Below are 22180 nucleotides of genomic sequence, written 5' to 3'. Positions count from 1 at the left end.
GCTTGCTGAGCGTCCGCTCCGCCGCTGCAGCTACCGAGCTGGAGCCTTGACACACTGCCCGACCTGATGCAGCGTCTCTCCCGCGATGCATCCCATGTCATATCCGCGCCAACCGCAGTCCCTTTGCGATGGCTCACCAGTGGCCTTCAGGGACAAGGACGGCATCCACCTTCCCCGCGAAGGGTTCGCCCCAGCTGACTGGGCATGTCACGGGCTCTGGACAGCAGGTGGCCGCCCCGCGGAGAGGCGTATCCGTCGCGTGGAGCCGGCTCCCCGAACGCCCCACCTCCTACAAGAGATCCCACCACTCAGGCAGGAGAAGATCCCCGATGCGCTGGCTCAACAAGCAGGCCCGGCGTCGCAAGATGCTGACGACGGCTACCGGAATGGCGATCGGCACAGTCCTGGCGGTGGCCATGAGCCCTGCCGCCCAGGCCGCCGGCGGCAGCACGCTTGGCTCGGCAGCTGCCGGCAGCGGTCGCTACTTCGGTACCGCTGTGGCCGCCGGCAGGCTCGGTGACTCGACGTACTCCACGATTCTCGACCGGGAATTCAACATGATCACCCCGGAGAACGAGATGAAGTGGGACACCACCGAGCCGTCCAGAGGCAGCTTCAACTTCGGCCCGGCCGACCAGATCGTCGCCCACGCCTCGGCCCACGGACAGCGGATGCGCGGCCACACCCTGGTCTGGCACTCCCAACTGCCCAGCTGGGTCAGCTCGATCAGCGACGCAGCGACGCTGCGCAGTGTGATGGAGAATCACATCACCACCGAGATGAGCCACTTCAAGGGCAAGATCTACGCCTGGGACGTGGTCAACGAGGCCTTCGCCGACGGCTCCAGCCAGCACAGGAGCTCGGTGTTCCAGAACGTGCTGGGCAACGGCTTCATCGAGGACGCCTTCCGCACCGCCCGCAACGCCGACCCCTCGGCCAAGCTCTGCTACAACGACTACAACATCGAGAACTGGTCCGACGCCAAGACCCAGGGCGTCTACGCCATGGTCAAGGACTTCAAGTCCCGCGGCGTCCCCATCGACTGCGTCGGCTTCCAAAGCCACTTCGGCACCAGCGGCCCGCCGGCGAGCTTCCAGACCACGCTGTCGAACTTCGCCGCGCTCGGCGTCGACGTGCAGATCACCGAACTCGACATCGCCCAGGCACCCCCGACCGCCTACGCCAGCACCGTCCAGGACTGCCTCAACGTCCCTCGCTGCACCGGCATCACCGTGTGGGGCATCCGCGACAGCGACTCCTGGCGCAGCGCCGACAGCCCGCTGCTGTTCGACAGCAGCGGCAACCCCAAGCCCGCCTACAACGCCGTGCTCACCACCCTGGGCGGCAGCGGCTCGGGTGGCAGCACCGGAGGCGGAGGCATCGTCCCAGGCACGGTGTACCACCTGCTGAACGCCGCCAGCGGCCGCGCACTCGACGAGCCGAGCGGCCAGAACGCAAACGGCACCTTCCTCCAGGTCTACGACTCCTGGAACGGCAACAACCAGCTGTGGCGCGCCACCCTCAACAGTGACGGCACCTACACGTTCACCAACATCGCCAGCGGCCGAGTCCTGGACGAGCCCGGCGGCCAGACGGCCAACGGCACACGCATCGAGGTCTGGGACGCCAACGGCGGCGCCAACCAGCACTGGCGCGCAACCCGCGGCAGCGACGGCTCGTACACGTTGGTCAACGCGGCTTCCGGCAGGGCGCTGGAGATCCCCGGCGGCCAGACCGCCAACGGCACCCAAGTCGAGGTCTGGGACGTCAACGGCGGCAGCAACCAGCACTGGAACCTCCAGTGAGCTCCCACGCGCGGGGCCGCACGCGTACGCCGAGCCGCGTTCGGCTCCCCGAGCAGATTCCGCCCCGCTCGGCCTGACCGGCGACTCGAACTGCCCGGCACCCCACCTCCTCACTGACATGTAAACGGTCCCTGTGCGCGGCCGACCGCCGCGCAGCGCGACCACCGAGGACAGGTGAGAGCCGTNCGCACCGCCTGGCGGGGGTGCGGGCCCGACAAAAGAGGCGCTGGCCGGGCCCACCCGATTCAGCCGGGCTGTGGCTGGGCGGGTCCTGCGGCTGTTGGGCCGAAACCGGCCTGGCGGGTCACCAGATCCTGACGCGGTCCTCCGGGGCCAGCCAGAGGCCGTCGCCTTCGGCAGTGGCGAAGGCGTGGTGGAACTCGTCCAGGTTGCGCACGATGTTCGCGCGGAACTCGGCGGGGGCGTGCGGGTCGATGGTCAGCCGCTGCTCGGCCTGCTCCTTGCGGGCCTTGAAGCGCCAGCAGTAGGCCCAGTTGCTGAACAGGGTGCGCGAGTCGGCCGGGTCCAGGCCGGTGCTGCCGTTGGCGTCGAGGCCTCGGAAGATCCGGTAGGCCTTGTGACCGATGGTCAGGCCGCCCAGGTCGCCGATGTTCTCGCCGACGGTCAGCGCGCCGTTGACGTGCTGTCCGGGCAGGTCGCGCGGGGAGAAGGCGTTGTACTGCTCGATCAGCGCCTTGGACTTGTGCTCGAAGGCAGCCTTGTCCGCGGCCGTCCACCAGTCGTTGAGGTTGCCCGCGCCGTCGTACTGTGCGCCCTGGTCGTCGAAGCCGTGGCCGATCTCGTGGCCGATGACCGCGCCGATGCCGCCGTAGTTCTCGGCGGGGTCGGCGTCGGGGGAGAAGAAGGGCTCTTGGAGGATGCCGGCGGGGAAGCAGATCTCGTTGGTGCCGGGGTTGTAGTAGGCGTTGACGGTCTGGGGCAGCATGAACCACTCGTCGTGGTCGACCGGGGCGCCGATCTTGGCCAGCTCGCGGTCGGTCTCGAAGGCCGAGGCCGCGGCGGCGTTGCCCAGGAGGTCGCCGGGGGTGACCTGGAGGGCGGAGTAGTCGCGGAAGCGGACCGGGTAGCCGATCTTGGGCCGGAAGGTGTCCAGCTTGAGGAAGGCCTGTTGCTTGGTCTGTTCGGTCATCCAGTCCAGCTGGGCGATCGAGGCGCGGTACGCGGCGAGGAGGTTGGCCACCAGTTCGTCCATCATCGCCTTGGAGGCGGGCGGGAAGTGCCGGGCCACGTACTCCTCGCCGACGGCCTCGCCGATCGCGCGTTCGACGAAGGACACGGCGCGCTTCCAGCGGGGGCGCAGCTCGGGGGTGCCGGCCAGGGTGCGCTCGTAGAAGTTGAAGTGCGCGCGGACGAAGGCGTGGGACAGGAACGGCGCGGCGGAGCTGAGGACCCGGGCCGTGGCCCAGTGCCGCCACTGTTCCAGGGGGATCTGGGCCAGCAGCGTGGACAGGTGGGTGAAGTAGGAGGGCTCGCGCACCAGCGTCTCGGCCAGGACTGCGGTCGTGTCCTGGGCCCCGCCGCTGAGGGCGGTCACGTACCGGTCCCAGTCGAACTCGGGTGTGAGAGCGGTCAGTTCGTCGCGGGTGGTGAGGTTGTAGGTCTTCTGGACGTCGCGGGTGGAGACCCGGTCCCAGTGGCCCGCCGCCAGTCGGGTCTCCAGCTCCAGGACGGACGCGGCCCGGGCGGCCGGCTCCTCCAGCTGGGCCAGGGTGAACAGTTCGGTGAGGTAGGCCGCGTACTTCTCGCGGATCTCGGCGAACTTCTCCTCGCGGTAGTACGACTCGTCCGGCAGACCGAGGCCGCCCTGGACCAGGTTGACCAGGTAGCGGTCCGAGTCACGGTCGTCGGTGTTGACGTAGAGGCCGAACAGGCCGGACCCGCCGGCGCGCTCGAACCCGCCCAGGAAGGCGGCCAGTTCACTGGTGTCACCAAGGGCAGCGACGGCCTCCAACTGCGGACGCACCGGCTCCAGACCCAGGGCCTCCACGGTCTCCTCGTCCATGAAGGAGGAGTACAGCGCAGCGATCTTCTGTGCGTTCTCGCCGTGCGCGATGGGCTCGGCGGCCAGGTCCTGGATGATCTCGCGCACCCGCTGCTCGGAACGCTCGGCCAGCTCGGCGAAGGGACCCCAGGAAGCCCGGTCGGCCGGGATCTCCGCCGTGTCCAGCCAGGTGCCGTTGATATGCCCGAAAAGGTCGTCCTGCGGTCGGATGTCGGGGTTCATACCCGCTTTGGCGTCGTCGAGAATGCTCATTGCCGGAGCCTACGACACCCGGCCCGACCGCCGTGGACTTCCCGTCGCTGAGCCGTCCCGCTGTGCGGCTGCCGCCGCCGAGGCGTGGACGACCCCGAAACCCGTCGTCGGCGACGGCGCGATGGGCCTGGAAGGCACCGCGGGACCACTGCGACGTCAACGAACTGTGCATCCTGCTGCCCGTGTTCGGGGCCGGCCGCGTCGCCCTGGTCGCGGTGGCGTTCGAGTCGGCGGTGCCGGAGTCGGCCGGATCAGCCCTGGCGCGCCCGGCGTGCTGGACGGCGCTCACCCGACCTCGGTGGCTGTCTCCGCTCGCTGCTGTGGGAGGGCGGGGGCCGAGGTGTCCCTCAGCAGGAGGGAGACGAGCGCCGCGATGACGCTGATCGCGGCAACGGAGAGGGTCAGGGGGCGGGCCGCGCGATGGAGCGGCAGGTGGAACAGGCCGAGGCGTTCCCGCGGCGGCTGCGCGACCTGGACGGAGGCCGAAACGCGTCGATGAGGGCACTTGCTGTTGCTTCGGGCTCCGCCGGATGTTCCTGTGCTGCGCGGAACAGCTTCCGCCTGACGGGTGAAGTCCCGGGCCCTGTCGAGGCCGACCGGTCACGCGTAGGGTGTTTGCTGGGGATGAGATGGGAATGCCTACGCCCGCAACGGAGTTGGGCGTGCGCGCGGAGGCGGGGGACGGGGCGCATGACGGAGGCATGGAACGGCGCTGGGCTGCCGCCTGTGGCCGCGGCGCGGGTCGCCGAGGCGAGATATCGGGGCAACTGGTCGTCGGCGTTGTCGGCCGGCGAGTTCGCGGCGCTCAGATCCGTCGGCTTCGAGCCGGTCGGGCTGGTCATGGGGTCGGCCGTGCACCGCGTCGCCTTCGGGGGGCAGGACGCAGACTACTTCGACTGCATGTACGCAGGCGCCGGACGGTACGGCAGCGTCGGGTACTTTCCGTCCGATGTGGCCCTCTCGGGCACCGGCGCCCCTGCCGCCGGTCTGGTGCAGGTGCTGGACACGGCGCGGCGCACCGCTATCGGCCGGATGGCCGCCGAGTGCGCCGCCCTCGGCGGCGACGGCGTGGTGGCGGCGCAGTTGACGATGCATCCGTTCCCGACCGCGCCGAACTGCCTGGAGTTCAAGGTGATCGGGACCGCGGTACGCGCCGCCGGCCCGGTCCGGCCTCCGTGGCCGTTCACCTCGCACCTGAACGGGGCGGGCTTCGCCAAACTCGTCGCGGCCGGCTGGGTTCCAGTGCAACTGCTGGTCGGCATGTCCGTCGCAGTACGCCACGACGACTACCGGACCCTGCAGCAGAAGCGTTCCCCGGACAACGCGGAGATGAGCGGCTGGTCCCAGCTGCTCCGCCGGGTCCGCGCAGACGCCCGGACCCAACTATCCCTCCAGACAGCCGGATACGGCGGGGACGGCGCGATCCTGGCCGACGCCCCTCTGCGCCACTGGGAGCAGCTCTGCCCGCGTGTACGAGGGGAGGAGGAACAGGTCGACCACATCGCGGACTGCATCATGATCGGCACGGCCGTCGCCCGCTTCGCGACCGCATCGTCCGCACCCCGCACGCTCTCCGTCCTGTCGCTGAAAAGGGACGACAGTGACGTCAAGGCCGACCAGCTCCGCCGTCGACTGGCGCAGGCCGCGGCCGACGGCCAGCCGCACTGAACGGCCGACCGGCCCACCGGCCGACGGGACCAGGCCTGACCCGAAGCGGGCTGACCGGACATCAACACTCTCAAGGGGGACGAGACAGATGAGCACCTTTGATCCGACCACACAGGGCATCCCCGCAGACGCGATGCGGCGGCTGGCGGAACTGCAGCCGGGCAGGCCCGGTTCGATCTTCACCAGCGACCTGTCGGTGAACGAGTTCCTGCTCGTGCGCGAGGCCGGGTTCAAGCCGATCGGACTGGTGCTGGGCAGCTCGATCTACCACGTGGGCATGCAGATGAGCCGCTGGAGCCAGAACCAGGAGCTGGGGACGCTCAGCCAGGCCATGTACCACGCACGCGAGTTGGCGATGTCCCGGATGCAGGCCGAAGCCGCCGCGTTGAACGCGGACGGCATCGTCGGCGTCCGACTCAGCGTCGAGGCACGGGAGTTCGGAGCGGACGTCGTGGAGTTCATCGCCATCGGCACGGCCGTGAAGGCGGACGCGCCGACGCCGGATGGCGGGAGCTGGCGCAACAACAAGGGCCAGCCGTTCACCTCCGACCTCTCCGGCCAGGACTTCTGGACCCTGATCCGCGCGGGCTACGCACCGCTGGGCATGACCATGGGCACCTGCGTGTACCACATCGCACACCAGAGGATGAGTTCGGTCCTGTCGAACATCGGTCGGAACGTGGAGATCGAGCAGTTCACTCAAGCGCTCTACGACGCACGCGAGTTGGCGATGGCGCGGATGCAGGCGGAGGCCGAGGCGCTGCACGCCGAGGGCATCGTCGGGGTGCAGCTGAGCGCACACAACCACCGCTGGGGCCACCACACCACGGAGTTCTTCGCGATCGGCACGGCGGTGCGCCCGCTGCGCCCCGACCACACGATCGAACGCCCGACGATGGTGCTGAGCCTCGACGGCTGACCGTCCCGACCGCCCTGCCCTCTGGCCTTGACCCAGAGGTCCACGTGATCGCCACACGGAGCACCCAGCACCATGACCGACCACGCCGAACGCCGGGAGGCGGCAGCTGAGCGTGCCGAGCGCAGCAGCGACCGGCTACGTCGTCCTGACGCTTCGGCTGTGTGAGGCTGCGACGGCCAGGGGCGGATGGATGGAAGCCCGCAACGCGAGCAGGAAGTGCTCGTGGGGGCTGGCTGCTTGTCACCGGACTGCTGATCGCCGGGGTCGTCTACTTCGGTCGCAGGGCGCCGACGAGGGTGACGCCCGGCGCGGAGCCGCCGCGGTGCCGGGATCAGGACCCTCGTGCCGGCCGGCGGAGCACGCGCCTCTGGTCGGCGCAGGGCGCGGACGTAGGTGGACGGGCGGCGGGAATGCCAAGATCCGCAGCTGAGTTGCTGCTCCCGTATGGCCCACTGCCGCACGGGCCGGGACGAGGAGGGGTGCGTCGCATGAGGGCAGTCGGATTCCGGGCCAACGGAGGCGCCGAGGTACTGGAGGACTTGGAGCTGCCCGAGCCGGTGCCGGCCGGCGGCCAGGTCGCTGTGCGCGTCGCCTTCGCCGGCGTCAACTTCGCTGAAATCCAGCACCGCCGGGGTGAGTTCGGGGCACCGGACGGTCCCGGGGGAGTAGACGTTCCCGGCCTGGAAGTGGCCGGGGTGGTCCTCGCACTCGGCGCGGGAGTGAGCGGGCTGAGGATCGGTGAGCCTGTCGCCGCGTACCTCCCCGACTTCGGCGGCTACGCCGAGGTCGTCACCGCCGACGCGCGGTTCGTCAGGTCGCTGCGGACGGCGGCGGGAGAGGCGGACCCGGCCGAGGCGGCGGGGCTGCCCTGCGTCTATCCCACCGCTTTCGGCGTACTCAACGACGCCGGTAGGTTGCGGGAGGGCGAGGACGTGCTGATCCACTCCGCGGCCGGAGGTGTGGGCTCCGCAGCCGCCCAGTTGGCGCGGGAGTTGGGGGCGAGCAGGGTGTACGGGACGGTCGGCTCGTCGCAGAAGACCGCGTATGCCGCCGGGCTGGGTTACGACGACGTCTTCGTGCGCGAAGGCTTCGCGGAACGTCTGACCGAGGTGACCGCCGGCCGGGGCGTGGACCTAGTCCTCGACCCCGTCGGCGGTCCGGTCAGGGAACAGAGCCTGACGGTGCTCCAACCGTTCGGCCGCGTGGTGGCCTACGGTGACCTCGGTCGGCACGAGCAGTGGACCACCTCGGTCCGGGACCTGTGGAAGAGCAACCGGACCGTCGCGGGGTTCAACATCGGCGACGTCGCCCGCCGATCTCCCGAGCGGATCGGGGAGTACCTGGACCGCGCCCTCCGGTTGCTCGCGGCGGGACGCATCCGGTCCGGGGTGACGCGCATACTGCCCCTGGCCGAGGCGGCGAAGGCACACCAGCTCCTCGAGACGGGCGAGGCCCGCGGCAAGCTCCTTCTCTCGTTCGCCTGAGCCCGGCCGGCGCGGCCTGCGGCGGGGGCCACGCCGGGCGGGCCCGTTCGTGGTCGGTCGACCGCGACGGCCTGCTCGGCGACGCCGCGCACGCGACGACCCGAACCTCGGCCGGAACGCTTGCCACCCCTGGGCCTGGCGGTCGGCGGCGCGTCGGCCCTTCCTGCTGAGGACCGCCTGCGGCCGTTGCACTCACACCGGGAACTGGAACCCTTCGCTTGATCGTCACAGCTGGCATGTCGTCAGTTCTCATCCTTGGAATCGATCCACTCACCATTCCCGGCATGGACGGAGCGGCCGTCCGGGCGGCCCTCGAGCAGGAGTTGACGCGGTTCGGCGACCATGCGATCGAGGCGTCCATGGCCCTGATCGCCCTGGACGAGTCGGCCGAGACCACGATGGTGACCGCGCTGTCGGAGCGTGAGTGGGACGTCGTCGTGATCGGCGGCGGCATCCGCAAGCCGGAGCCACTGCTGGAGCTGTTCGAGCAGGTCGTGAACCTCGTCCGGCGCCACGCGCCGAAGGCCGCGATCGCGTTCAACAGCAGCGGAGGCGACAGCGTCGAAGCGGCCAAGCGCTGGCTGTGAACGGGTTCGGGGCTGGGAGCTGAAGCTGCCTGGGCGCTCGCTGGATCAGGGGGCCGGCGCCGACTGCTCCGCCAGAGTTGGGGCTGCCTCGCCGAAGGGTGCGAAGGTCGGCTGTCGCGCCTTCGGCGAGCCATACAGGGCCCCAGTCGACCGGCGGGGCATCCGCGAGACGGGGTTATGAGCCGTCATGGACCTTCCTGGCGGGACAAGCCGACACCGATCCGTCGACCATAGGCGACGCCCCTGACCCGGCCCAGAGCAACCGCAACCGCCCCCGCCAAGCAGCCTCGCCCGCCAGCGACCACACCGGCACGCCACCGCGCAGGCCACCGACTTCGCCGCCGCCCCTCCCCCGCCGCCGACCCACCGCCATCGCGATCCCCGCGATGCGACTGGTACCGGCCCACCATGCGGCAGCACGCAGTGACCGCCACCGGCAGGAGGCTCCTGCGAGCGCACCGCAAGCCGAGAAGCCGAGCACCCCATCCATCCGCCGATGCGGCCGCGCCAGTCGGTCGGGGAGCTGCCGGCCGCGAAGAACACGCAGCCGATCCGCAGCCTCGACGGCCTGCGGGCTGACACCTTCGAGCCGGGCCAGGAACTGGACGGGTTCCTGGCCCTCATCCACGACCGGCGCCAGCGCGACGCCGCCTGGGTCCGCCGCCGTGCAACCAGTCGTCCTGGACACCGACCATCACGTCCCTGAGCCACAGCACAAAGGCAGGCTGGCCGTCCGGTCGCCGCCGGCCTGGTCAGCAGCAGGCCGGTGACCACCTTCGCCGCCTCGCCAACGACCTCCCGCCCGCGGCCCCGGCCCTGGAAGGCCGCCGGGACGCAAAGGGCCCGCCGCCGGGTGGGGGCCCGGCGGCGGGAGATGTGTGGGGTGGTTCGGGGTCAGTGCGCGCGGGCGCGGTCGCTGCGCAGGAAGATCGCGCTGGTGAGGAGGCCGAGGACGACGATCGCGGCGTTCACGCCGATCGCGACCCGCAGGCCGCCGAGGATGGCCGCGGCGCCGGTGCCGGCGGCCGCGGTGACCACGGCGCTCATGATCGGGGTGCCCATGGTGATACCGACCTGCTGCGTCATCGTGGCCAGGCCGGTGGCCAGGCCCTGCTCGTGGTCGGCCAGTCCCGAGGTGGCGGTGACCATGAAGCCGACGATGACGAGCATGTTCCCGACGCCGCCGAAGAAGCTGGCGCCCAGCATCAGCCACAGCCACACGCGATCGTCGCCCAGGCCCATCAGGGCCGCGGTGAACACCGCCTGCAGCAGGCCGCCCACGATCAGGGTCCGCTTGCTGCCGAGCTTGGCGATGAACTTCGGCGCGGTGACGCCGCCGGTGACCGTGCCCAGGCCGAGGACACCGAAGGACAGGCCCGCCGCCAGCGGGGAGAAGCCGAGCACGTCCTGCAGGTACAGGGTCAGCGGGAACACCAGCGAGCACTCGGTGAGGAACGCGACCAGGCCGGCGACGTTGCCCCAGGCCACCGAGCGCTTGCCCAGGACACTGAGCGGCACCAGCGGTGCGGAGACCTTGCGTTCCACAGCCCAGAACAGCACGAGCAGCAGGACACCGGCGGCCAGCGACAGCAAGGTGGCAGCCGCAGTCCAGCCCTTCTCGCCGGCCTGGGTGAGGCCGAAGATGATGGCCAGCAGGCCGAGGGTCACGGTGACGGCGCCGGGCAGGTCGAGCTTGGGCCGCTCCTGGAGACGGGACTCCTTGATGACCGTCGGGGCGATCAGCAGCACCGCGGCGGCGACGGGCAGGTTGATGAAGAACGCCCAGCGCCACGACAACAGGTCGGTCAGCACACCGCCGAGGATGGCGCCGGTGGTGAAGCCACTGGACATCAGCGCTCCGTTGAGGCCGAGCGCCTTCTGCCGCAGCGGGCCCTCGGGGAACGAGGTCGTCATGAGCGAGAGCGCGGCCGGGGTGACGGCCGCGGTGGCCAGACCCTGCAGCACGCGGGCAATGATCAGCATCTGGGGGTTCTGGGCCAGGCCGCCCATCAGCGAGCCCCCGGCCAGCACGACCAGCCCTGCGAGGAACAGCCGGCGTCGGCCGAACAGGTCGGCGACGCGGCCGAAGAGCAGCGTGAAGCCCGCCGCGCACAGCGCGAACGTCGTCCCGATCCACTGCAGGTTCCCCAGCGAGAAGCCCAGGCCCTTGCCGATCACGGGCAGCGCCACGTTCAAAATGGCGAAGTCCACGGCCAGCATGAACTGCGTGGCCAGCAACAGGACCAGGATCAGCCGCAGCCGAGGAGTCAGTACGGACGGGGCCGCCGCTGCGGCGGCGTCGGCACCGGGCGCCGCGGCGCCGGCCGCCTGCGTATCAGTGACAGACATGACGTCGAGTCCCCTTTTTCCCTCAGGGTTGATGCACGGGCCGCCCGACGGCGGCACCTGCACGGACGAGAGAGAGCATCGTCGGCGCCCAACTGCCGAGCCAGAACCCTGCGTTGCCCAGCCAGGGCGAGGGTGGTCATCGCATGTCCACCCTCACGGCTGCCGCCGGCGGCCGGCTCGACGAGCACCGGTTCGGGCAGCGGTGAGGGTAGTCATCACAGCACCACCCTCACCGCTTCCGGCGGTCACAGCCGACAGGCATCATGGAAGGCCGGTGACCGCAGCACACCGGGGACTTCCACCACGCCGACGACCAGGGAAGCACACGTATGGACGCCGCGCCCGAACTCGGAGACTTCCTCAAGTCGCGCCGCGCCGCACTGCGCCCCGAGGACGTGGGCCTGACCGCGCACCCGGGCCGCCGCCGGGTTGCCGGGTTGCGTCGTGAGGAACTGGCGGCGCTCGCGAACGTCAGCCTCACTCACTACACCCGCCTTGAGCAGGGGCGGGCCGTCGGCGTCTCCGAGGGCCTGCTGGAAGCGATCGCCCGTACCCTGCGGCTGACCGAGGACGAGACGGCCCACCTGAAGGACCTCGCCCGCCCTGCCGCGCTGATGCCCCGTCCCGCCTCGCTGCGGGTCTCCCACGCCAGCGCCTCGGCGCGGCAGTTGCTGAGGGCCATGACCGACGTGCCGGCCCTGGTCATGGACCGGCGCAACGACGTACTGGCCTGGAACCACCTGGGCCACGCGCTGCTCGCCGGGCACCTGCCGCCCGACAGCCCCGATTCACCCGCCGCCCGTCCCAACATGACCCGGATGCTGTTCCTCGACGAGCAGTACCGGCGGCTCTACACCAACTGGCACGACCAGGCGCAACTCGCCGTGGCCGCACTGCGGCTGGTCGCGGGCCGCCACCCCGACGACCGGTCCCTGGCCGAGCTGATCGGGCAACTGACCATGAACAGCGACGAGTTCGCCACCCTGTGGGCCCGCCACCCGGTGCGCACCTGCACCTCGGGGGTGAAGCAGCTGCGTCACCCCCTGGTCGGCGCCATGGAACTGAGCTTCGAGAACCTGGTCATCCCCGGCTCCGCAGGCCAGCACCTGATCGCCTACACCGCCGAGCCCGGCTCCCCGTCGGAGGCCGCCCTGCGCCTCCTCGGCAGCGCCACCGCCCCCGTCCTGCAGGACCCCGCCGCGGCCCGTCACGAGCTGACCGAGCCCGCCGGACGCTGAATCTCGCCTGTGAGCCCGTGAGCCCGTGGGCCCGTGGGCCCGTGGGCCGGTGTGCGGGGTGGGGCGAGACGGTGCGGTACCCGGCCGCCGCAGGCCCACGTGGCGGGACGTAGGGGGCGGTGTGCCCCGCTGCGACGGAGGCGTCCGATGGCGCTCTCTTCCAGTGGGTGGCGTGGGACCGACCGTGGACCCAACATCGGGGTCAGGGTCCCTCGGGATCGAGCCCGTACTCCGCCAGCCACCCGAGCAAATCCTGGCGGGAGGTCTCGACGAGCCGTCCTCCGGTGAAGCGAACGTCGTTGGTCACCTCGGACACGCACTGGGGCGGGGGAACGAAGGACTGCGCCTCCTCGTCCGTGGTGAACTCGGCCTCGGCAAGGACCAGGCCCTGCAGGGGACCGCTGAAGACATCGACGCCCAGGGGAGGCACGCTGAAACGCGTCTTGGACAGCACCGCGGCCCGCAGCGAGGCGAGCAGGTCGTACTCGGCCGGCGACAAGTAGGTGTTGGTGATCAGACCCTGAACACCGCCGGGGCGGGGGATCGGCACTTTCTGCGTGAGCTTGCGTTCACAGCCGCCGTCTGAGAAATCGGCACGTCGCAGCCGCAGCCGTGTTCCCACCAGATACCGGTCGGTGATCACACGGGTGGCCGTCACCGTTGACGGTGTCGGTGGTTCGGCCAGGAGGAACCGTCTCTCTCGCTCAACGCGTGCGTATTTTCCCGGGCACACCGACTGACCTTGAACCCCAGCAGCCTTGTCCGTCATCTGGACAGCTTCTCAGACACGTCTCCCCACTCGCCTCACCTCGCCCAGCAGCTCGGTGTCTGCGGCTGCTGCGGCATTGGGATCGCCGACCCGGGCAAGGCCGCTGCTGTGCGCTGTGATCGAAGTCTGGCAAGGCCTGTGCGCGGCTGGGACGGTGATGGTGTGGGCGGCCGGTTCTGATGGCCCGCTCGCGGCCGGTGGCGGGGGGTCGTCTGGCCGCGGATGTCAGGATGCGTCGTCGCCGGAACGGGGTGGCTGCTGGGCTGTGCTCGTCGGTCGCTCGGGGTGCTGCTGCGGGACTTCCACCGGGAAGTGGATCGGGCTGAGCAGGTACTGTGCCCGCTGGCGGGTGGGCGAGTTGGCCAGCCTTGGCGCGATGGCTGCGCGCAGCTCGCTGATCAGCTCCGCCAGTTCCGTCGGGCTGAGCCGGAGGGCATGCTGCCGGTAGCCCACCTGGTCGGGCACGGGGTCGGCTTCCTCGCGGTCGCTGTCCCGGGCCGACGTCCGAGCCCACAGCGGTCCCCGTCCGGACAACCGCACCCGGCGAGGGGAATCCCCGGAGGCCGCGGTCATGAGGACGAGCAGTCCCCGGTGCGGAAGTGGCCGGCGTGCGGGGTACGTGATCTGCCGGCGATCTGGGCGAGGGGGCGGGGCGTGCCCGCGGACGACCCTCACCGCCGCACTGGGAAGGGGGAGCCAGCGGGAAGTGGACCCGGGCCGTGGGCGGGAAGACCACCCCGCGGCTGACAGGCGGGGGGCTCATGGCAGCCCCCGCCTGGGGCTGCAGGCGGCGAACCGCAGGGCTGCTGGTTAGACTCCCGGCCACATGACACCGGGAGGGGAAGCATGACCTGGATGCGAACAGCGGCGGCAGCAGCGGCAGTTGCGGTTGCAGGAAGCCTCATCGCGCTGCCCGGGCAGGCGCACGCGGTGACCGCGGCCGACTGCAAGGACGGCTCGTTGGCGAGCAAGTTCAACGGCACCGTACCCGTCGCGCGCAAGCCGGGACAGAAGGCCGACAACTTCCTGGGCTTCACCAACACCCGGCCGCACGCCACCGGGCCGGTGAACATGATGGTCGTGGTGACCCCCGGGACCGTCCGCGTGGGCCCTGCTCCCACCCTGTGGTGGCGGGTCGACCACGGCTCCTGGCACCGCGCGGCCTTCACCTTCCAACGCGGCGGCACCCGGGCGGCGTCCGAGTGGTACATCAGCGGCGTGAACATCGGCTCCTTCGCAGCCCACCAGAAGCGGACCGTCGAACTGTCCTGGAGCTTCAGCGCCAAGGCCCAGCGCACCTGGTGGTGGGGCTACGTCGCCCTGGGCACCGCGGCCTGCCAGAAGGCCAACCTCTACGAACAGGGCTTCAGCTCCTACACCGTCGTGTACGACACCTCCAAAGCGCTGACCCACCCCCACCCGGCGCAGCGTCGATGACACCTCGCCCACGGGCCCGCGGCCGAGGTCATCTCCCTTGGGCGGCCGGCGATTCCCCGGTGATTGGTCCCCACCGGCGGCCAGTTGCCCTCCCCGGCAGCGGATTCCCGCTACCGGGTGTGAGTACGGGGGCGGTAGCGGGCGGTGACCCGCACCGCCCGGTTCGAGATCGGTGTCCTGGTCGGGCATCACGGGCAGGCGGCGTGACGGGACCGCTCACACTGGATCCGGCAGGTCCATCTGCGCGAGCTTGGCCGGGTCGACCACGGCCGTGATCGCGGTGATCTGGCCGTCGGCGACGGTGAATGCCATAACCGAGAGCGCGGTGCCGTCCTCGCGCCAGGAGACGACTCCGGGAAGGCCACCCACGAGTGCCGCCCGGCCCAGGGTGGCCGCGCTGGCGGCCAGCCGCGCGCCGGCGGCGACCTTGGTGGCGCCGAGGGTGACGACCACGCCACCGGCGGTATCGACGGTGAGCCTCACCTCGGGGTCGAGGACGCGCAGCAACCCCTCGAAGTCCCCACCACGGGCCGCCGCCAGGAAGGCATCGACGACCTCGCGCTGCTCCCGGCCCGCGCGGGTCGGCCGTTCGGTCGCCTGGACCTTCCGGCGGGCGCGGCTCGCGAGCATCTTGGTGGCGTCGGTGGACTTGCCGAGGATGCGGCCGATCTCGTCGAACGGCACCGCGAACAGGTCGTGCAGCACGAACGCCAGCCGCTCGCTGGGCCGCAGCGAATCGAGGACGACGAGAAGCGCGAGCCCGACCGAGTCGGCGAGCACCGCGTCGTCGTCCGGGGCGGGAGCGTCGTCGAGTGTCACCACCAATTCGGGCAGACGGTCGTCGTAGGAGGCCTCGGGGCGAGTCCGGCGCGAACGCAGGACATCGAGGCTGATCCGGCCGACCACGGTGGTCAGCCAACCCGCGAGGTTCTCGATGGACGCCGTCTCCTGGCGGGAGAGCCGCAGCCAGGCCTCCTGGACCACGTCCTCGGCATCGGCGTGGGATCCGAGCATGCGGTAGGCGACCGCGCGCAGCCGGTCGCGCTGGGACTCGAACACCTCGGCCACCGGGTCCGTCGAGCCGGTCTCGAACATGTTGTTACCTTCCCCGAATCCGCTCCGTCATGGGTGATGACGGGCCCGGACGGGTCCAGGTAACCGCTGAAGGAGCAGGACTGATGGAACCACGCCTCAAGGGTGCGATGAGCCCCGACCTGATGACCGCGATCCAGCACCTCCACAAGGCGATAGCCGCAGGGGGTGTCGACCGGCGGCTGCTGTCGCTGGTCCACCTGCGCGCCAGTCAGATCAACGGCTGTGCGCCGTGCGTCTTCGCCACTGTCTCGGGTGCGAAGAAGGCCGGTGAGACGGACGAGCGGCTGCACCACGTGGTCGCGTGGCGCGAGACGCCCTTCTTCACCGAGGAGGAGCGCGCGGCGCTCGCACTGACCGAGGCCGCCACCCGCATCCAGGACGGCGGCCCCGGCGTGACCGACGAGGTCTGGGATGCCGCTGCCGACCACTTCACCGGGGAGCAGCTGGGCGCGATCACCCTGGAGATCGCCATGACCAACTTCTTCAACCGGATCAACCACACGATCCGGGAACAGGCAGGCAAGACCTGGTGAGCCGACTGGGGCGTCATCCACGACGGATGGCGCCCCTCCAGCCGGCACACCGAGCACAGGCCCCCGCGGCATGCAGGGCGTGTTCTCCGCAGCTCTCGCGACAGTCAGGCCGATCCTCAGGACGCGTTGTTCCTCACCCGGTCCGTCGACTTCTACCTCACGCAGGCCCGACGCAAGGCGACCTCCCAAGGCTCTTGAGACGCAGCCGCGTTCGTCGCTGTCAGGTGGATTGGGCCGCCGGACCCCACCACGCGGCGTACACCCCTGACCTCTTCGTCTCGAAGCCTCTCCGCGTGCCAGGTGAACAGCGGCCAGAGCCTGCGTGGCCTGGGGGAGCGATCCCCGAGCGGCCGTGCTCCGCCACCGCAGTACGCGGCGGTTGTAGCGCAGTTAGACACTCAGCCGGTCAGCGCGGTCAGCGTGCCGCGTTCGTAGTGGCGGACCTGCTCGCCGAGCAGTCCACTCACGTTCCGGGCCAGGGTGCCGGCCCCCTCGACCTACTCGCAGCGGGAGAGTTCAGGAGGCCGTGACCGGCGTGGCGGCGTGCGGTGCCGCCTCGACCAGGGATGCGAGCGCGGCATGTGATTCGGGCGTGAGGCGGTAGAACCCCTGGAGACCGACCGAGTGCTCCAGCATGCCGTCGACCACATACTTCAGTCCCCGGGTGACGCCCCGGCGGTTGCGCCACGTCAGTTCGCCGAGCAGGTCCCCCGGAAGCGGCAGGTCGAACCGGACGGGAGTGGCGTCGACATGGACGGCGGTGGCACCGCATCCGCCGGCCCCCAGCATCCACCAGTCGTGGTGTCCCGGATGGGACGGGTCCCGCCACGACTCCGGCGCGGCCCCGCAGCACTCGCCGCGCTGCTTGTCGAGAATACGCATGCGGGAGACCACGTAGACGACGCGCCGGTTGACGTGCAGGGAGAACACCTCGTCGCCCGGCTTGGCGCTGGACCAACTGGGCAACGAGGAGTGGACCCCACTGAACGCGACGGGCGGCCGCAGGCCGGCCCGCTTCTCCTTGCGCAGGGCGTGGCAGGTGTCGTGCGTCCATAGGACCGTAAAGGCGTCAGGCATGTCCCGGATCGTAGGGGCCGGCTCCGACAAAGCCGATCAAGTTTCCGGGGTCCCGCATGGCCCCCGGCAGAACGTGGCCCTAACGCCGTGCGCGCCGTTCCCGGGCGGCTCTATGATCAGCGCTCACCCAAGGGGAGGGACACAATGAAGAAGTTCGTCAAGGCGGCCGTGGCGGCCGCACTGACGGCTGCCGCGCTCGCGAGCGTGCCGGGGACGGCCGGGGCGGCGACGCCGCAGTTCTCGATGCCGTTCGTCAGCGCCACGCCGACCGCGTTGCACGCGGGACAGAAGGTCGACGGCTACTACAAGATCATCAACAAGAGTGGTGTCACGGTCACCGGAACGACCTGGGACCTCTTCATCGACCAGCTTGGCCTGACGAAGTCGCAGCCGCCCATGATCTGGTGGCGCATCGACAAGGGCCACTGGCACCTGATCCACTTCGGCTGGGCCCCGCCGCCGGTCAAGGGCAGCGAACCGCAGTGGCAGGCCTTCGGCATGCCCTTCGGCACCTTCAAGCCCCACCAGACCCACACCCTGGAACTGTCCTGGAGCTTCTCCCAGAAGGCCCACCTCGGCATCTACCCGGCATGGGCTGACCTGCGGGACCACACGGGCGGGACCATCTACTGCCAGAACCGGGTCACCGCCGACTTCTACCACAGGTAGCCGCCCACCACCCTGGTCCTACAGGACCCGCATCACCGCGACGACCCGGCCGAGCACGATGGCGTGCTCGCCGGGGATCGGGTCGTGCACGGGGCTGTCGGGCATCAGCCGCACCCGGCCGTTCTTGCGCTTGAGGCGCTTGACGGTGGCTTCGTCCTCGAGGAGCGCGGTGATGATGTCGCCGTCGCCTGCGGCCTGCTGACGGCGAACCACCACGAAGTCCTCGTCGAGAATCTGCCCTGGGCCGGCCATGGAGTCGCCGCGCGACTTCAGGACGAACACGTCGGCCGGGTCGACGGAGCCGACCAGCTGCGCCGGTACGGCCAGGATGTCCTCGACCATCTCCTCCGCCAGCGGCGAGGTTCCGGCGGCGATCTGCCGGGGCGGCGGTGCACTGATCACGCTCGCGTCCGGCTGGTACCGGGTCCTCTCCTCGGGTTTGCGGTCTGCCGGGGTAAGGCAGTAGGCGGGGCGTGGCCGGCGAGGATCGCGGGCCAGTAACCGAGCTTCTCCAGCCGGCCGACCTGGTGGTGCACCGAGCGGGGGCGGAGGTCAACTCCACGGCGGCGCCGAGGTGCCGTCCCGGGCCGACATGGCGACGCCGGGGTGGCACTCGGCGTGATCCTTAGGTGGCATCAGGACCACCACCATGAGGACGTCAGCGAGGAGGTCGCTGCCGCCCGCCTGCACCACGAGGCACGCCTGCGTGCTTACGCCGGCTGACGGACATCGGCCGTCGCGCCGTCCGTGCCGACCGCGCCGACCGTGCCGGCAGGGTGGCCCGCCGCCGGCGCCGAGCCGGCGGCGGACGCCGGGGGGAGAAGCCGGAACCGGACCGCCTCCTCGCAGTGCACGACCACCATGAGACGCGCCCCGCCCACCCCGCCCACGGCAGATGGCCGGGCCGATGGGGTCACAACCACCCGCGCTGGGCGGCCTTGATGCCGGCTTCGAAGCGGCTGGCCGCGCCGAGGCGTTCCATGATGGAGGCCACTTGTCGGCGGATCGTGCGATCGGTGAGGCCGAGCCGCTGGCCGACCGCCTCGTCGGTGAGGCCGGTGCCGAGCAGGCGCAGCAGTTCGCGTTCGTGGTCGGTGAGGCCGGTGCGCGGGTCCTCGGGGCGGGCTGCGCCGAGCGGGACGGCGGTGTTCCAGGCCTGCTCGAACAGCTCGAACAGGGCGGCCACGATGCCGGGTTCGGTGACGTGCAGGGCGCCCTTGCGGGTGTTGGCAGGGTCGATCGGCACGAGGGCGTGGCTGCGGTCGACGATGACCAGGCGCTGCGGGATGGTCGGCGCGGTGCGTACCTCCCCGCCATGACTGAGCAGGGTGTGGCCGTAGGCCACGATGTGGGCGTGGCCGCGGGCGATGTCCTGGTACAGGGTACGCATGGCGACACCGCGCCCGAGGGCGGCGAGGTCGTGGTCGCGTCCGGCGTTGAGGTCCTCCTGCTGTTGGATGCCCGGTTGGACGCCGATGATCTCGGTCTGCGCGGCGCGGCACAGGCGTTCCAGCCGGTCCTGGATGGCGTCCATGCCGAGCAGGCGCTCGCCGTGGCCGGCGCGGTGCTCGGCGCGGTCGGCGACCATGCGGGTGACCGCAGCGCGTGAGGCGGCCAACTGGGCCTGCCGGGCGGCGAGTTCGGCCTCCTGGCGGGCGACCATGTCGGCCAGGCCGATCTCCGGATCGACGGCCCGCAGCCGGCCGGGGTGGTCGCGGGAGGCCCGGACCAGCATCAGCTGTCCGAGCTCGTCGAGACAGGCATGGACCTGCGCGGAAGTGAGACGACAGGTGGCGGCGATCCCGTCGACGCCATGGCCGGGGTGGTCGAGCATCACCTGGTAGACCGCCGTGGCGTCGGGGCTCAGCCCGAGTGTTTGCAGCATGGTCCGCTGGTCCCCTCCCCGCACTGCGCCCCCGGCCGTGCCTCGCGTCAGGATGGCAGTCCCGCCGCCCCCCTTCAAGATCTTTTTGAGGTGTTCATGCAGGTGGGGGCATATGCGCGGAGACTCCCACCTGTGCTGATTGATCCTTTCGTCCACGTTCGGTCGGGAGCGAAGCGAGGGCGAAGCCGACTTTCGTACGCAATACCTGACGGTCTGTGGACGACGGGATGTCCGCATCAGGACAGGCCCTGTTCAGGACCACCGAAAGCCCTTCCAAGATCGCTGGTCTGCGGCGAAGCTGATCTCGCCAGCACGGCACGCCGCCGGGGTGGCAGCCGGACGAGGCGTCGACCGCGGGACGCCGTATCGGATCCGGATTGCCCGTCCACTGCAACCGAGAGGAACAGTCACCATGATCCGCACCTGTGTCGTCCAGGCCGCCGCGGTCGCCGCCCTCGCGCTCGCCACGGTCGTCCTGCCCTCCGTGGCCGTCGCCGCCACGTCCGCCGCCACGCCTGCCGCCACCGCGGCCGGGACCCCGCAGGCCGCCCAGCCCTCCGTCACCGCCACGGCCTCGCCGGACAGCGGTACTTGGGGCTGAAGCGGCTCATGGACCTCGTCCGTGCGAGCCTCTACCGCCGCCTCGTGTCCGGCCTGTCCCCGCCGGGTGAGAACGCGGAGGTGCTCGGGGCCCTGTGGGCTCACGCCGTCCCGGAGGACGGGCTCGAACATGTCTTCTGTCGACCTGAGGCGGACCGCGTCGACCTGCTCCTCTTCCTGCTCACCCGCTCGGCCGGCGACCCTGACGGCCGCAGTGCCCTCGACCGGGCCGAGGGGCTGCTCCACCGGAGCCATCAGGCATCTCCCGTGCTGCGAAGCCGCTTTCTGCCCCCGCAGGTGACGGCAGCCTGACCCGGGCCGCGCGGCTGCGGCAGCCGACTCCTCCAAACGACCGCTGCTTCTGCAGGGCGGCCCTCCTCCAGGCGCGCACAGCCCCGGCGCGGGAGCCCGTCGCCCCGAGACCGCCTGAGTCCACCGCCTCCTCCGAACGCGCCGCTTCCCACCTTCAGTTGGGGACCACCCATCCCTCGCACCCTTCGTGGTGCGCCCACGAGAACAGGTATGTCATGCTCACGATTAACCAGCGAATGAAGAAGACCGCGGTCGCCACCGCCGTCGCCGCGGCTGCCGTCTCCGGCCTGACAGTCCTGCCCGCCCACGCGGACACCCGGACCGCCCACCGCGTCGCCGCGCAGCGGATGGCGATCACCCTCGACCACGTCACGCTCGACGTCAGCAGCCGCGACATTCCCGCCGGCAAGCCCTACGTCGCCGCCCCGGGCGCCGGCGTGCAGGTCGCCTCGGTCGGCGACCTCAAGCCCGCCTACCAGTACTTGTCCGTCATGGCCGTCCCGTTCGGGGAGACGCTGCCGCAGTCCGTGTACCCGTTCCCGGTGTCGGAAGCGGGCGACACCGCCGCCTGGGCCCGAGCCCTCCATGGGACCCAGAACGGTCCGGTGGCCACGGTCTTCGGGCAGCGGGTCCGCGGCATCGTCGTCCACTCCCACGGCGACCTGACCGGCCGGAAGGGGGCGCGCACCGACATCGAGGCCATCGAGTGGATCGTCGACGCCGGCGGCCGCACCTGGGTCGTCAACCTCCAGCACGACCAGGCCCACCTGCCCAAGGGCTTCGGCGCCGGACTCACCGTCACCAGCCGCAACACCAACGTCCGCACCACCGTCGACCCGCACCGGACCACCCCCGTGACAGCCCCGGCCACGGGCCGGATCCACCCCGCCGACGTGGCGCTGAGCGGCAGCCTGGGCCGTCCCTCGTGGTGGAGCGCCACCTGCGACGGCAACGGCAGCACGCTCTCCAGCAGCGGCACGTTCATGGGCCTGCAGGTGTGCACCAACGGCGGTAACGCCATCGACCACGTCCCGGGCGTCGCCCAACTTGAGTGGCAGTGCGCTGACCTGAGCGACCGTTACCTGGTCCAGCGCTACGGCCTGAACGGCCCCGGCGGCAACGGCAACCAGGAGGCCGCGAACTGGTACAACAGCTACCCCAGCAAGTTCCAGCTCCACTCCAACGGCGACGGCGCGAAGACCGCGCCGGTCCCCGGGGACGTCCTCAGCTTCGCCGTGGGCTCCTCCGCGGCCGGCCACACCGGCGTCGTGTACAAGTCCACTGTCGACTCCTCCGGCAACGGCACCGTCTACTTCGTCGACCAGAACTGGACCGGCGACGGCGGTTACAACAGCGCCTCCGTGAGCAACTGGAACGTCACGGAGATCACTGGTGAGGGCGGATCCGTCCAGTGGCTCCACAACCCCGCCGACACCCCTTCCAGTGCGCCGATGACGAATCTGGCGGCGGGTCGTCTG

Annotated in this window: 19 protein-coding genes and 1 pseudogene; 12 read left to right on the top strand and 8 right to left on the bottom strand. The window is 70.6% G+C overall.

Annotated features, from left to right (window positions below; genetic code table 11):
- Nucleotides 1–329: 329 nt before the first annotated feature.
- Nucleotides 330–1802: pseudogene (locus ACFP3V_RS15655) on the top strand (glycoside hydrolase family 10 protein); the annotation flags it as partial.
- A gap of 307 nt (nt 1803–2109) precedes the next feature.
- Here ACFP3V_RS15655 and ACFP3V_RS15650 read toward each other — a convergent pair.
- Nucleotides 2110–4080, bottom strand: a complete 1971-nt coding sequence (locus ACFP3V_RS15650; protein ID WP_380583729.1) for a M13 family metallopeptidase — start codon at nt 4078–4080, stop codon at nt 2110–2112.
- Nucleotides 4081–4770: 690 nt separating this feature from the next.
- Here ACFP3V_RS15650 and ACFP3V_RS15645 point away from each other — a divergent pair.
- From ACFP3V_RS15645 to ACFP3V_RS15630, 4 genes are all read left to right on the top strand, one after another.
- Complete coding sequence (locus tag ACFP3V_RS15645; protein ID WP_380583727.1) at nt 4771–5748, top strand: heavy metal-binding domain-containing protein; 978 nt, start codon at nt 4771–4773, stop codon at nt 5746–5748.
- An 88-nt stretch (nt 5749–5836) separates the two neighbouring features.
- Complete coding sequence (locus ACFP3V_RS15640; RefSeq protein ID WP_380583725.1) at nt 5837–6667, top strand: heavy metal-binding domain-containing protein; 831 nt, start codon at nt 5837–5839, stop codon at nt 6665–6667.
- 488 nt (nt 6668–7155) lie between these two features.
- Nucleotides 7156–8151 (top strand): quinone oxidoreductase family protein, encoded by a 996-nt coding sequence (locus ACFP3V_RS15635; protein WP_380583723.1) that lies wholly within the window; start codon nt 7156–7158, stop codon nt 8149–8151.
- A 236-nt stretch (nt 8152–8387) separates the two neighbouring features.
- The gene (locus ACFP3V_RS15630; protein ID WP_380583721.1) at nt 8388–8738 is read left to right on the top strand and encodes a hypothetical protein; all 351 of its coding nucleotides are present in this window, start codon (nt 8388–8390) and stop codon (nt 8736–8738) included.
- Between the two features lie 894 nt (nt 8739–9632).
- On the opposite strand, the gene ACFP3V_RS15625 is transcribed toward ACFP3V_RS15630, so the two are convergent.
- Nucleotides 9633–11087, bottom strand: a complete 1455-nt coding sequence (locus tag ACFP3V_RS15625; RefSeq protein WP_380583719.1) for an MFS transporter — start codon at nt 11085–11087, stop codon at nt 9633–9635.
- Between the two features lie 329 nt (nt 11088–11416).
- Here ACFP3V_RS15625 and ACFP3V_RS15620 point away from each other — a divergent pair, with 329 nt between their 5' ends.
- A complete protein-coding gene (locus ACFP3V_RS15620; RefSeq protein ID WP_380583717.1) occupies nt 11417–12325 on the top strand; it encodes a helix-turn-helix transcriptional regulator in 909 nt (302 codons plus the stop codon).
- A 202-nt stretch (nt 12326–12527) separates the two neighbouring features.
- On the opposite strand, the gene ACFP3V_RS15615 is transcribed toward ACFP3V_RS15620, so the two are convergent.
- Nucleotides 12528–13094, bottom strand: coding sequence for a CYTH domain-containing protein (locus ACFP3V_RS15615; RefSeq protein ID WP_380583715.1), 567 nt, complete (start codon nt 13092–13094; stop codon nt 12528–12530).
- A gap of 225 nt (nt 13095–13319) precedes the next feature.
- On the bottom strand, nt 13320–13559 hold the full coding sequence (locus ACFP3V_RS15610; RefSeq protein ID WP_380583714.1) for a hypothetical protein: 240 nt from the start codon (nt 13557–13559) through the stop codon (nt 13320–13322).
- Between the two features lie 381 nt (nt 13560–13940).
- On the opposite strand from ACFP3V_RS15610, the gene ACFP3V_RS15605 reads away from it, so the two are divergent.
- Nucleotides 13941–14531 (top strand): hypothetical protein, encoded by a 591-nt coding sequence (locus ACFP3V_RS15605; protein WP_380583713.1) that lies wholly within the window; start codon nt 13941–13943, stop codon nt 14529–14531.
- A gap of 216 nt (nt 14532–14747) precedes the next feature.
- Here the strand turns inward: ACFP3V_RS15605 and ACFP3V_RS15600 are convergent, their stop codons facing one another.
- Entirely contained in the window at nt 14748–15626 is an 879-nt protein-coding gene (locus ACFP3V_RS15600) for a sigma-70 family RNA polymerase sigma factor (RefSeq protein WP_380583712.1), read from the bottom strand.
- An 83-nt stretch (nt 15627–15709) separates the two neighbouring features.
- Between ACFP3V_RS15600 and ACFP3V_RS15595 the strand changes: the two genes are divergently transcribed.
- Nucleotides 15710–16159 carry a carboxymuconolactone decarboxylase family protein gene (locus ACFP3V_RS15595; RefSeq protein ID WP_380583710.1) on the top strand — a complete coding sequence of 150 codons (450 nt, stop codon included), beginning with the start codon at nt 15710–15712 and terminating at the stop codon, nt 16157–16159.
- A gap of 516 nt (nt 16160–16675) precedes the next feature.
- Here ACFP3V_RS15595 and ACFP3V_RS15590 read toward each other — a convergent pair.
- A complete protein-coding gene (locus ACFP3V_RS15590; RefSeq protein ID WP_380583709.1) occupies nt 16676–17236 on the bottom strand; it encodes a hypothetical protein in 561 nt (186 codons plus the stop codon).
- Between the two features lie 144 nt (nt 17237–17380).
- On the opposite strand from ACFP3V_RS15590, the gene ACFP3V_RS15585 reads away from it, so the two are divergent.
- Nucleotides 17381–17905, top strand: a complete 525-nt coding sequence (locus ACFP3V_RS15585; protein ID WP_380583708.1) for a hypothetical protein — start codon at nt 17381–17383, stop codon at nt 17903–17905.
- 18 nt (nt 17906–17923) lie between these two features.
- On the opposite strand, the gene ACFP3V_RS15580 is transcribed toward ACFP3V_RS15585, so the two are convergent.
- Complete coding sequence (locus ACFP3V_RS15580) at nt 17924–18307, bottom strand: LexA family protein (protein ID WP_380583707.1); 384 nt, start codon at nt 18305–18307, stop codon at nt 17924–17926.
- Between the two features lie 511 nt (nt 18308–18818).
- Nucleotides 18819–19790, bottom strand: a complete 972-nt coding sequence (locus tag ACFP3V_RS15575) for a LuxR C-terminal-related transcriptional regulator (protein ID WP_380583705.1) — start codon at nt 19788–19790, stop codon at nt 18819–18821.
- Nucleotides 19791–20202: 412 nt separating this feature from the next.
- On the opposite strand from ACFP3V_RS15575, the gene ACFP3V_RS15570 reads away from it, so the two are divergent.
- The 3 genes from ACFP3V_RS15570 to ACFP3V_RS15560 all read left to right on the top strand — a co-directional run.
- A complete protein-coding gene (locus ACFP3V_RS15570) occupies nt 20203–20391 on the top strand; it encodes a hypothetical protein (RefSeq protein WP_380583703.1) in 189 nt (62 codons plus the stop codon).
- Nucleotides 20392–20399: 8 nt separating this feature from the next.
- Nucleotides 20400–20702 carry a hypothetical protein gene (locus tag ACFP3V_RS15565; protein ID WP_380583701.1) on the top strand — a complete coding sequence of 101 codons (303 nt, stop codon included), beginning with the start codon at nt 20400–20402 and terminating at the stop codon, nt 20700–20702.
- Nucleotides 20703–20938: 236 nt separating this feature from the next.
- The coding region (locus ACFP3V_RS15560; protein WP_380583699.1) for a CHAP domain-containing protein at nt 20939–22180 on the top strand (1242 nt) is incomplete at its 3' end.

The sequence above is a fragment of the Streptacidiphilus monticola genome (genome assembly GCF_042658505.1).
Lineage (GTDB): Bacteria > Actinomycetota > Actinomycetes > Streptomycetales > Streptomycetaceae > Streptacidiphilus > Streptacidiphilus monticola.
The sequence above is the reverse complement of the archived record's forward strand: the minus strand, read 5'-3'. Positions and strand labels throughout refer to the sequence as shown.